This is a genomic window from Chamaesiphon sp. OTE_20_metabat_361, from assembly GCF_031364565.1.
Genome location: NZ_JANLWO010000431.1, coordinates 1 through 11,714, shown reverse-complemented (window position 1 = coordinate 11,714; position 11,714 = coordinate 1). Strand labels below are relative to the sequence as shown.

10 protein-coding genes and 2 pseudogenes are annotated in these 11,714 nt (G+C 48.0%); 11 read left to right on the top strand and 1 reads right to left on the bottom strand.

The window, feature by feature from the left end; genetic code table 11:
• From gltB to RMO35_RS25330, 5 genes and pseudogenes are all read left to right on the top strand, one after another.
• A partial coding sequence (gene gltB / locus RMO35_RS12585) for a glutamate synthase large subunit (protein ID WP_309741617.1) occupies nt 1-4,329 on the top strand: 4,329 nt, incomplete at its 5' end.
• Between the two features lie 223 nt (nt 4,330-4,552).
• Entirely contained in the window at nt 4,553-5,608 is a 1,056-nt protein-coding gene (hisC, locus tag RMO35_RS12580; protein WP_309741616.1) for a histidinol-phosphate transaminase, read from the top strand.
• A 253-nt stretch (nt 5,609-5,861) separates the two neighbouring features.
• Complete coding sequence (locus RMO35_RS12575; protein ID WP_309741615.1) at nt 5,862-6,104, top strand: ribbon-helix-helix domain-containing protein; 243 nt, start codon at nt 5,862-5,864, stop codon at nt 6,102-6,104.
• The gene (locus tag RMO35_RS12570) at nt 6,089-6,424 is read left to right on the top strand and encodes a type II toxin-antitoxin system PemK/MazF family toxin (RefSeq protein ID WP_309741613.1); all 336 of its coding nucleotides are present in this window, start codon (nt 6,089-6,091) and stop codon (nt 6,422-6,424) included. Before RMO35_RS12575 ends, RMO35_RS12570 begins: the two co-directional genes overlap by 16 nt.
• Before the next feature lie 123 nt (nt 6,425-6,547).
• A pseudogene (locus RMO35_RS25330) lies at nt 6,548-6,796 on the top strand (DUF4926 domain-containing protein).
• A gap of 251 nt (nt 6,797-7,047) precedes the next feature.
• On the opposite strand, the gene RMO35_RS25325 reads toward RMO35_RS25330, so the two are convergent.
• Nucleotides 7,048-7,710, bottom strand: coding sequence for a DUF4351 domain-containing protein (locus RMO35_RS25325; RefSeq protein WP_396135057.1), 663 nt, complete (start codon nt 7,708-7,710; stop codon nt 7,048-7,050).
• Here RMO35_RS25325 and RMO35_RS12560 point away from each other — a divergent pair.
• From RMO35_RS12560 to RMO35_RS12540, 6 genes and pseudogenes are all read left to right on the top strand, one after another.
• Nucleotides 7,711-8,275: pseudogene (locus RMO35_RS12560) on the top strand (glutamate synthase-related protein); the annotation flags it as partial.
• A 125-nt stretch (nt 8,276-8,400) separates the two neighbouring features.
• Nucleotides 8,401-8,574, top strand: a complete 174-nt coding sequence (locus RMO35_RS25320) for a DUF6888 family protein (RefSeq protein ID WP_373538656.1) — start codon at nt 8,401-8,403, stop codon at nt 8,572-8,574.
• The gene (locus RMO35_RS12555; protein ID WP_309741611.1) at nt 8,574-8,783 is read left to right on the top strand and encodes a DUF6887 family protein; all 210 of its coding nucleotides are present in this window, start codon (nt 8,574-8,576) and stop codon (nt 8,781-8,783) included. The genes RMO35_RS25320 and RMO35_RS12555 overlap by 1 nt, the downstream gene beginning before the upstream one ends.
• Before the next feature lie 70 nt (nt 8,784-8,853).
• Nucleotides 8,854-9,261, top strand: a complete 408-nt coding sequence (locus tag RMO35_RS12550; RefSeq protein WP_309741610.1) for a type II toxin-antitoxin system ParD family antitoxin — start codon at nt 8,854-8,856, stop codon at nt 9,259-9,261.
• A gap of 12 nt (nt 9,262-9,273) precedes the next feature.
• Nucleotides 9,274-9,573 carry a type II toxin-antitoxin system RelE/ParE family toxin gene (locus tag RMO35_RS12545; protein ID WP_309741619.1) on the top strand — a complete coding sequence of 100 codons (300 nt, stop codon included), beginning with the start codon at nt 9,274-9,276 and terminating at the stop codon, nt 9,571-9,573.
• 43 nt (nt 9,574-9,616) lie between these two features.
• On the top strand, nt 9,617-11,714 hold a 2,098-nt coding region (locus RMO35_RS12540), incomplete at its 3' end, for a chemotaxis protein CheB (protein ID WP_309741609.1).

Here is an 11,714-nt window from a genome sequence, read left to right as displayed (position 1 = left end):
CCCGCAGCGGGACAGTATGGAGTTGGGGCGGTGTATGGATCGCCCGATCCGGCGATTCGATCGAACAGCCGTCAGATCTTTGCTGAAGTTGTTGCGGCGGAGGGCTTGAAGGTATTGGGTTGGCGGGATGTGCCGACGGATAATGGTTCTTTGGGTGAGACGGCGAAATCGAGTGAACCGTTTATGCAGCAGGTATTTATTGCCAAATCACCCGAATTGGCGGATGAGTTAGCCTTCGAGCGGAAGTTGTTTGTGATTCGCAAGCTGGCGCATACGGCAATTAGGGCGGCGAATGTCGATGTGCATTGGTATATAGCGAGTATATCGGCGCGGACGATCGTGTATAAGGGGATGTTGATGCCCGTGCAGGTGGGGCAATATTTCCCCGAACTCCAAGATCCAGATATGGAGAGCGCGTTGGCGTTGGTGCATTCGCGGTTTAGTACGAATACTTTCCCCAGTTGGGAGCGGGCGCATCCCTATCGCTACATTGCCCACAATGGTGAAATCAATACAATGCGCGGCAATATCAACTGGATGACGGCGCGACAATCGTTATTTGCGTCGGATTTATTCGGCGATGATATTAATAAGATTAAACCTGCGATCAATGTCGATGGTAGTGACTCGACGATCTTTGATAATGCCCTGGAATTATTGACTCTTTCTGGTCGCAGTTTGCCCCATGCGATGATGATGATGGTGCCCGAACCTTGGACGGCACATGAGTCGATGAGCGCGGAGAAGAAGGCGTTTTATGAGTACCATTCCTGCTTGATGGAGCCGTGGGATGGCCCAGCTTCGATCGCTTTTACTGATGGTAGCTCGATCGGGGCAGTACTCGATCGCAATGGTCTGCGCCCAGGACGTTATTATGTGACGACTGACGATCTGGTGATTATGGCATCGGAAGCAGGTGTGCTGACGATTCCGCCAGAAAAAGTAGTGACGAAGGGACGGTTGGAACCAGGGAAGATGTTCATGGTGGATACCGTCGCTGGGCGGATTGTGAGCGATGCGGAAATCAAGCAGGAGATTACTAGCGCGCATCCTTATCAGGCGTGGTTGGATGAGCATTTAGTACGACTAGAGAGCATTGCTAGTCCTTCAATGCCGCTAGCAAAAGAAGGTGATGATTTGCTGAAACGTCAGATGGCGTTTGGCTATACCTTTGAAGAGTTGCGGATGCTGATTACGCCGATGGCGCGGGATGGGGTGGAAGCAACCGGATCGATGGGAACTGATACACCGTTGGCGGTGTTGTCCGATCGACCAAAATTACTCTACGATTACTTCCAACAACTATTCGCTCAAGTTACTAATCCCCCGATCGATTCGATTCGTGAGGAAATCGTTACTTCTGCCCAAACGACGATCGGCTCGGAGCGGAATTTACTCAAACCCGAACCCGAAAGCTGTCATTTAATCGCCCTCAAATCGCCGATTTTAAGTGATGCTGAACTGGCGAAGTTAAAGCACCTGAATCAAGGTGGATTTAGTTCTGTGACTATGCCGATGTTGTTCGACCCTAAAGATGGGGTACAGGGGCTGGAAGCAGCCTTAGAATCGATCTTTGCAGCGGCGGATAAGGCGATCGAAGCTGGTGTGAGCATTCTAATTTTGAGCGATCGCGGTGTGAATGCTGAGACTGCATCAATTCCGGCTTTACTAGCCGTTGCTGGCTTGCATCACCATCTAATTCGCACGGGCACTCGTACTCGCGTTGGACTAGTATTAGAATCCGGCGAACCGCGTGAAGTGCATCACTTTGCAACGTTAATTGGTTATGGTTGTGGGGCGATTAATCCTTACTTGGCATTCGAGACGATCGAGGATTTAATTAATCAGAAAATCTTACTCGATGTCGATTATCCCACTGCTGTTAAAAACTATATTAAAGCAGCCACAAAAGGCGTAACTAAAGTTGCGTCCAAAATTGGGATTTCCACAATTCAAAGTTATCGTGGTGCCCAGATTTTTGAAGCAGTTGGCTTGAATCAAGTCACGATCGATAAATACTTTACCCGCACCGCTTCCCGAATTGAAGGTGCTGATGTCGGCGTAATTACCCAAGAAACGATTACCCGCCACACCCATGCCTTCCCCGATCGACCTGCCAAAGGTGCTACCCTCGATGTCGGTGGCGATTATCAGTGGCGCAAAGATGGTGAAGAACACCTATTTAGCCCCGAAAGTATTCACCTATTGCAACAGGCGGCGCGGACGGGTAAATATGACATTTATCAGAAATACGCCAAGCTGATTAACGAGCAGGATAAAAAGCATTTCACCCTGCGCGGCTTGCTCGACTTTAAACCGCAAACAGCGATTTCGATCGATGAAGTAGAACCGATCGAGAATATCCTCAAACGCTTTAAAACAGGCGCGATGAGCTACGGCTCGATCTCTAGTGAAGCACATGAAGGACTCGCGATCGCGATGAACCGAATCGGCGGTAAATCAAACACAGGCGAAGGCGGCGAAGATCCCGAACGCTACACCTGGACAAACGAGCAAGGCGATTCCAAAAATAGCGGCATCAAACAAGTAGCATCGGGACGTTTCGGCGTAACCAGCCTCTACCTCTCCCAAGCCAAAGAAATCCAAATCAAAATGGCACAGGGAGCCAAACCAGGTGAAGGCGGACAACTCCCAGGCAAAAAAGTCTACCCCTGGATTGCTAAAGTCCGCCACTCCACCCCAGGCGTAGGGCTGATTTCACCCCCACCGCACCACGATATCTACTCGATCGAAGATCTCGCCGAACTAATCCACGATCTCAAAAATGCTAATCGGGATGCGCGAATTAACGTCAAACTAGTATCTGAAGTCGGAGTCGGCACGATCGCCGCAGGCGTAGCCAAAGCCCATGCCGATGTAGTATTGATCTCCGGCTTCGATGGCGGTACCGGAGCCTCCCCCCAAACCTCGATCAAACACGCCGGATTACCGTGGGAACTCGGACTCGCCGAAACCCATCAAACCCTCGTCCTAAATAACCTCCGCAGCCGGATTGTAGTTGAAACCGACGGACAACTCAAAACCGGACGAGACATCGCCATAGCAGCCCTTCTAGGTGCCGAAGAATTCGGATTCTCCACCGCTCCCCTCGTCACCCTCGGCTGTATCATGATGCGCGTCTGCCATCTCAATACCTGCCCCGCCGGAATTGCCACCCAAAACCCCGAACTCCGCGCCACCTATACCGGAGATCCCGCCCACACCGTCAATTTCATGAGGTTCATCGCCCAAGACTTACGGGAAATCATGGCTTCCCTCGGCTTCCGCACCCTCAACGAAATGGTTGGGCGCACCGATATCCTAGAATCCAAACAAGCGATCTCCCATTGGAAAGCCAAAAACATCGACCTCTCTAACCTTCTCTACCAGCCGGAAGTAGGCACAGAAGTGGGACGCTACCAGCAAATTACCCAAGACCACGGACTTGACAAATCGCTCGATCTTACTACTTTATTAGACTTGTGCAAAGACTCGATCGAGCATGGCAAACCCACTAAAGCCACTCTCCCGATCTGCAACGTCAACCGCGCCGTCGGTACCATCCTCGGTAACGAAATCACCAAAAAACACTGGCACGGACTCCCCGAAGATACCGTCCACCTCCACTTCCAAGGTAGTGCCGGACAAAGCTTCGGCGCATTCATCCCCAAAGGAGTCACTCTCGAACTCGAAGGCGATGCCAACGACTACATCGGCAAAGGACTCAGCGGCGGTAAAATCATCCTCTACCCCTCACCCAAATCCACCTTCATCGCCGCTGAAAACGTGATCGTCGGCAACGTCGCCCTCTACGGAGCCACCAGCGGCGAAATCTACATCAACGGCATGGCAGGCGAACGCTTCTGCGTCCGCAACTCTGGAGTCAGTGCGATTGTAGAATCGATCGGCGATCACGGTTGTGAATACATGACAGGCGGACAAGTAATCATTCTTGGTACTACTGGACGCAATTTCGCAGCGGGAATGAGTGGCGGTGTTGCTTATATCCTCGACGAGCAGGGTGATTTCCCGACGCGCTGCAATACCCAGATGGTGGGTTTGGAAACTCTTAGCGATGCTGAAGAGATTGGTAAGTTGAAGGGTTCGATCGAGAAACACGCCCAATATACCAAGAGTCAGAAAGCGATCGCAGTCCTAGCCAATTGGGATAATCTGGTGCCCAAGTTCGTGAAGGTGATGCCGCGTGACTATAAACGGGTGTTGCAAGCGATTCAGAATGCGCTGGCTTCGGGATTGAGTGGTGATGATGCGCTGGACGCTGCTTTTGAGGAGAATTCTCGCGATGTGGCTCGCATTGGGGGGAGTTAGATTGACTTGAATTAGGGACAATTGCTTTACTTACATCTTGCACCAGTACTTAGCAACTACTCTATCTAGAGCTAAAACTCTCACTCGTAACTAAAAACTACTAGCCACTGTCTTGACGCGCTGAACCTGGAGGAAACCTCCAGAGCGCGCGTCGCTAGTCACTAAAATACTAGTCACTTTGTTTTAATGAAAGATGTGAGTAATTCATAATTCATAATTCCCGATGAGCTATTTTCGTCCAGCGATCGATCTAATGTCAGGTTATATTCCTGGTGAACAGCCCAAACCAGGAACGTCAATTATCAAGCTCAATACGAACGAAAATCCCTATCCGCCTTCACCTGCGGCGATCGCAGTGTTGCGCAATCTCGATGCCGAATTGCTCAGGCGTTATCCCGATCCCTTTGCGCGGGAATTTTGCCAAGCGGTGAGTGAGGTGTTAGACATCCCTACCGATTGGGTTGTGGTGGGGAATGGTAGCGATGAGTTACTAAATATCTTAGTAAGAGCTTGTGCTGAGGGAGATCTGCGCCGAGTTGTCTATCCGATGCCTACATATGTGCTGTATCCGACGATAGCGGCGATGCAGCCTGCGACGACGGTTGAAATTCCTTATCCCGCCGACTGGAAATTACCGATCGAGGATTTAGTCGCGGCCAGAGGTGCGCTCACCTTAATCGCTTCGCCGAATAGTCCTTCTGGTCATATCGTACCATTAGCAGATTTACGGACGCTAGCCAGCCAGCTTGAGGGTGTACTCGCGATCGATGAAGCTTATGTAGATTTTGCACCAGATTCTGCACTCTCATTGGTGCGGGAATTTGACAATGTTATCATCTTGCGAACGCTGTCGAAAGGTTATTCTTTAGCTGGGCTAAGAATGGGATTTGGAATTGCTAATCCCAAATTATTAGCGGGTTTATTTAAAGTTAAAGATAGTTATAATATCGACGCGATCGCGAATTTAGTTGGTGCAGCGGCAATGCGCGATCGAGTATATAAAAATAACTGTGCCAATCTAGTTAAAGAATCAAGAGCGCAACTGGCGATCGAGTTACAACAGCTCGGTTTAAAAGTTGGTGAATCTCATGGTAATTTTTTGTTAGCAACTCTACTCGATGGACAAGCAGAGCAACTTTATTTAGGATTAAAAGAACGGGGGATTTTAGTCCGATATTTCAATCGATCGGGATTGCAGGATAAATTGCGCATTACGGTAGGTACTCCAGCACAAAATAGCCTGTTAACTCAAGCTTTAGCTAAGCTGTTAAGGATCTAGATCGAACGTTTGTTGATGGTTTTAGTGGCCAGTTGACAGATCGAGCGCGATTCTCTTTCAGAGACGCTACGCGAACGGTAAGACGCGCTCGATCTGTTGTTAACTTATAAATAACTTTAGTAGCTGTGGATGGTGCTTTCGATATGAGATAGATCGGCTTTAGTCTCGATCTATGCTGATTCGATCGATAATTGACAACAAAGCTTTTGAAATGGTATGATAAATCATCATACCATTAGATCTCTGACCATCTATGGCAACTAACAAAGTCGCAATCACGATCGACTCAGAGCTATTGTCGAAAGTAGATCTATTAGTCTCACAACGAGTATTTCCCAATCGGAGCAAAGCAATCCAAGAAGCATTAACCGATAAACTCTCCCTGCTGCGTCAAACTCGTTTAGCGAGTGAATGTGCAAAACTCGATCCACAAATAGAACAACAATTAGCAGAAGAAGGGATCGAAGGAGATTTAGCTCAATGGCCGACATACTAAGAGGAGAAATCTGGTGGGCAAATCTCAATCCCACACGCGGACGCGAACAATCGGGTACTCGTCCAGTATTGATTATCAGCCAGGACGTATTCAATCGGCATTCGGGAACAGTAATTGCTCTAGCTCTGACGAGTCAAGCTCCAAAGGCTGAGTTTCCGCTGACTTTTTTAATTGAATCAGTATCTTTACCAAAACAGTCTTGGGTAAAAATCAGCCAGATTCGGACGTTATCAATAGATAGATTGGGCGATCGAATCAGCCAAATTTCTCCAGAGGAGCTAGCTGTAATTGTTAGCGGATTAAATGAAATTGTCGGTTAAATAATTGCTGATGACTTTTCGGTGTAAATGGTACGATCCTGCCAATTATTACCTTTTGGCTAGAAAGACAGATCGATGGCAAATTTCAATTCGTGACACTTAAACCTAGTAGGGGGTTTTAATATGACAATGGAATTATATCGAGAAGTCTCATTAACTCGCGATTGACCAGAGTATGGACTCAGAGCCGGAGATATTGCAACCTTAATTGATTTTGTCCCTCATCCAAGTAATGGCGAAGAAGGCTGCGTATTAGAAATTTTTAATGCGATCGGTGAATCTTTGACAGAGATTGCGGTGCCTATTTCTACGATCGAAACCTTACGCTCTGACGAAATTTTAGCAGTTCGCACTTTAGCCAAAGTAAGCTAATGCCAACGAATCGTTCGCGAAGCGTCTGCGGGGCAGAATCGTGCTAGAACTAGAAAGAATGATTTTAGCAACTGTAGATGGTGCTTTCGATCTTGAGATCGATCGGTTTTAGTCTCGATCGATCCTTGTTGCTTAAATGTGGGAATGGTAAAATTGAATCATATTCAATCTGCCCCATCTCGTTGGCGTAGCCTCTGCTTTGCCGAATCATCAGGCTCGATCGAATCGAGTGAAAACGGTATTTAACAAAGTTAAACCGCCAGCCACCGCTCTAAATCCCCCACATTGGTAAAATCTAACAAGTCTTCCGTCAAGGCTTCCACTCGATCTATACTCAACCCATTCACCCGCGCTAGAAGTTCGGGGGAGAGGTTGCCAAATTTTCGAGTTAGTTGTTTGCTAACTATTATCCGTGTTGCTGACTCCCGACCTTGTACTATTCCTTCTTCCTTCCAACTAGTAGTAAGTTCCATCACATTCTCCCGTTCAGTAGGTAATTTAATTTTAGCAACTTCAACTTGGAATTGTTGTTTCTCGACAGGGTTCAACTGCAAGTAATTATCGATGAAACCCGATATCAGGAAAGTTCTCGCCTTATCCAACTTGAGACTAGCAATCATTCGTAAACACTCAACCTTGACCCGTGGGCGATCTGCTGGGTCGATTTTCATCTTTGCCATCAGTGCCGCCGCGACCGGATTACGTTGAGTCAAGAAGTCTCTCCAATTCAGCCGATTGAGTTGAATCGTCAAGAAATTGAACTCCATCACCTGCAAACCAGGAACTCTTACCTGATAAGAATCTCGTTCTGGTCGATATGGCTCATCGAAAGAGAATAAAGCAATTGGGTACACAGGCTGAAGATATTTCCGATTAACACCTCGATCGACTCCAAAAATAGCGGCATCAAACAATTAGCCTCATCACGTTTCGGCTGTACCGGAGCCTCACCCCAAACCTCAATTCTCATTCTGAGAGGCTTCGCCAACAAACACGCCGGATTGCCCTGGGAACTCGGACTCGCCGAAACCCATCAAACCCTCGTCCTGAATAACCTCCGCAGCCGCATCGTCGTCGAAACCGATGGACAACTCAAAACCGGACGAGACATCGCCATAGCAGCCCTCCTGGGTGCCGAAGAATTCGGATTCTCCACCGCTCCCCTCGTCACCCTCGGCTGTATTATGATGCGCGTCTGGCATCTCAATACCTGTCCCGCCGGAATCGCCACCCAAAACCCCGAACTCCGTGCCACCTATACCGGAGATCCCGCCCACACCGTCAACTTCATGCGATTCATCGCCCAAGACTTACGGGAAATCATGGCTTCCCTCGGCTTCCGCACCCTCAACGAAATGGTTGGGGGCATTTATCCCCAAGGGAGTCACCCTCGAACTCGAAGGTGATGCCAACGACTACATCGGCAAAGGACTCAGCGGCGGTAAAATCATCCTTTATCCCTCGCCCAAATCCACCTTTTGCTAGCGGCTAAAACCGCTGCTCATGTCGCAAAGTCTGCCTAGGCAGACTAATTTCCTAGTCTGCGTAGGTCGATCGCGATCTAGTGCAGTATTCTATAATCATAATTGTGAGGTATCCAAATTTTGCCAACCGCCGAACAAGGTATCAGGTGTGTAATTCTGTGCCAATCATTAACGAATACATTCACGCCTATTTTCATTGTTCGTCTTGACGATCGAACGGAAAATCTATTTATTTTAGCTGGTGATAACATCCAGATCGAAATCTATCCTAATGGTCTTTGGAGATTCTTATAATGAACCCTAACTTTGATACCATGACTAAAGGTGAGTTAAGAGCTTATGTCATTGCTCACCCTGACGATCGATCTGCATTCTATACGTTTGTCGATCGATTCACGGCTGAAGCATCCCCAGAGACGTTCAACATTCCTAACTCGAATGCTGAGGTTAAGGAAGTAGAAACTTTAATTCAGCAAAAATTAGCGCAACTAAAAATAATTTAGAAGAATCATCGGGTTAAATGCTGTATAGTTGTCACCACATGTGATGTGATGTGTTGCTATTAACCTATTGGTGGGTATTCTAAGTGATGAGAACAACTGCGCTGTTAGCCAAGTTTCAGCTAATTCGGTATGGGAGATAGCAGTCTCGATCGATCTCTGGGTAACTTATAATAGAAACAGGCAACCGAATCTTCCAGAGCAAATAAGAGCAGGTGTTATACAAGTCACTCTCCCGCCAGAATTAGAACTAATCGTCAGTCGCCAACTAACTAGCGGCAAATATCAAAATGCGATCGAAGTGATTAGAACCGCGATCGAACTTTTAGACAAGCAGGAAGATATTTACCAAGGAAAATTAGGAGAACTGCAACAGGCAGCATCGATCGGCTGGGAAGCATCTCAACGGGGCGAGGTAGTTGATGGTAATATCGCAATGGAGCAAATTAGATCGAATCTTAAATCTCGCTACAGTAAATAGAGCTGAAGACCGATTACCTACGGTAGGCTACGCCAACGATTTAGACTGACAAAACCAGCAATCCAAGATATCGAAGAGATTGCAGATTATATCGCTCAACAGTCTGGATTAGAACAATCGGCAAGATTTTTAGGCAAACTAGAATCTAAATTTTCCAAAATAGTCACCTTTCCGCTCATCGGCAGAAAAAGAGATGAGATTTTAACAAATATTCGTACTATACCATTAGACATGGGTTGCGCTACAACTGGGAATTTCACCATAATCTACCTAAAGGCAGTAGACCTAAACCGTCACGATCGGTTAGATTAGATCGTCAACTCCTCAAATCACTATCGCCACATGGCTCGATCTGATGACATCTGAATCCTCACCCGAATCAACTGCGGCTAATCGCCCAGTACCAGCTCAATTCCCGATCGTCGGGATAGCAGCTTCCGCTGGGGGTTTAGAAGCTTTTACCCAGCTATTGAGCCACTTACCGATCGATACTGGGATGGCGTTCGTCCTGATTCTACACTTGTCGCCCGATCGAGAGAGTTATTTAGCGGAGATTTTGACTAGAGCCACAAAAATGCTGGTGACTCAGGTGCAGCAAGGGATGATGGTAGAGCCAGATCGGGTGTATGTGATTCCCCCGAATACGCAGATGAAGCTCTCTTGCGGCACGTTCGGGTTATCGCCGCGCGAGAAGGTTTTTGGTAAATATATGCCTGGAGATGCCTTCCTAGTCTCCCTAGCAGCAGATCGCGGCAATCGGGCGATCGCGGTGGTATTATCGGGCGGTGATGGTGATGGTACCGCAGGTTTGACAGCAATTAAGGCAGCAGGTGGGGTGACATTCGCTCAGCGTGAGGATTCAGCAAAATTTGATAGTATGCCGACTTCGGCGATTGCCACTGGGAATGTGGATTTTGTGCTGTCGCCGGAGCAAATTGCCGCAGAATTGGTCGATCTCGCTCGCAATCCGCTCTCAAGCGATCGGCGACCGCCGATTGCCGCGAACGATCGCGAAGTACTCGCATCGCCAACTGCTTTGACGACGATTTTTGACATGCTCAGAGCGAGTACGGGTGTCGATTTCAGTTATTATAAACCCAAGACGCTCGATCGCCGGATTCAACGGCGGATGTTGCTGCGGAAGATCGAACTGTTGGAGGATTATGTGGCGTATCTAGAAGCACATCCGACTGAAGTTAAGATCCTGTATGAAGAAATCCTGATTCATGTGACTAGTTTTTTCCGCGATCCTCAAGCTTTCAAGCTGCTGACGACCACAGTTTTCCCGACGATTAGCCAAAATAAGTCGGCAGAGGTGCCGATTCGGATCTGGGTGGCGGGTTGTTCGACGGGGGAGGAGGTTTATTCGATCGCGATTTGTCTGTTAGAGTTTTTGTCAGAGCGCAATCTCCAGCCCGCAATTCAGATTTTTGCCACCGATATTAGCGAACCCGCCATCGACACCGCTAGGACGGGAATTTATACCGAAGATCGGCTGGTGAATGTGTCGCCAGAACGTCGTCATCGCTTCTTTTACCCGATCGAGGGTGGGTATCATATTAGTAAGGCGGTGCGCGAACTGTGTGTGTTTGCCCGCCAAGATCTCAGCAGCGATCCGCCGTTTTCTAATCTCGATCTGATTAGTTGTCGCAATGTGATGATTTATCTCGGCGATGCACTGCAACAGCGGATTATCCCGATCTTTCATTACAGTCTAAATGCTACTGGCTTTCTGTTGCTGGGCACATCCGAAAGTATGGGGAAATATACAGATCTGTTTAATGTTGTTGACAAAAAGCATCGGATTTACGCCAAGAATCCGACGACAACTCCGCACCCCTTATTATTTACCACTAATTATCCGATCGTGAGAACGAGCCGCCAAACTAGCGGCTCTGAAAATCGCAGTCTCGGCAATCGCCTGACACCTGCGGCAACACCAAGCTTCGATTTTCAGGGAAAAATCGATCGCTTAATCGCCGATCGGTACACGCCAATCGGGGTAGTAATCGATGATAAAATGCAGGTATTGCAATTGCGGGGTGAGGTCGATCGCTATCTCAAACTCACGTCGGGAGTTGCCAATCTCGATTTATTTAACCTCGTGCGAGCGGGTTTTGCGCTCGAACTGCGAACGGCGATCGCGCAAGCACAACAACAGAATTTACCCGTTAGTAGAATCGGACTGCGGATCGCCGATAGCGACAGGTCGATTAGCTTCAATCTTCAGGTGATTCCCTTTAAGCTGCCACAAGTCGCAGCCAGCCACTTTTTAGTATTATTTGAAGATGTCCCCAACATTAGTGAGGTTGTTGAGTCGAGCCTACCCCCAGGCGATGTCGAGCGCGATAATATCCGCCTCAGACAAGAACTCATCACCGCTCTAGACGAACACCGCGCAACTCAAGAATATTTACGAGCGGTGGTGCAAGAGCAGGAATTTAGCAATCAAG

Bases quoted from the DNA above. Each gene is read 5' to 3' on its own strand.
- hisC (WP_309741616.1), top strand. From the start codon at position 4,553: ATGAGCTATTTTCGTCCAGCGATCGATCTAATGTCAGGTTATATTCCT.
- RMO35_RS12575 (WP_309741615.1), top strand. From the start codon at position 5,862: ATGGCAACTAACAAAGTCGCAATCACGATCGACTCAGAGCTATTGTCG.
- RMO35_RS12570 (WP_309741613.1), top strand. From the start codon at position 6,089: ATGGCCGACATACTAAGAGGAGAAATCTGGTGGGCAAATCTCAATCCC.
- RMO35_RS12555 (WP_309741611.1), top strand. From the start codon at position 8,574: ATGAACCCTAACTTTGATACCATGACTAAAGGTGAGTTAAGAGCTTAT.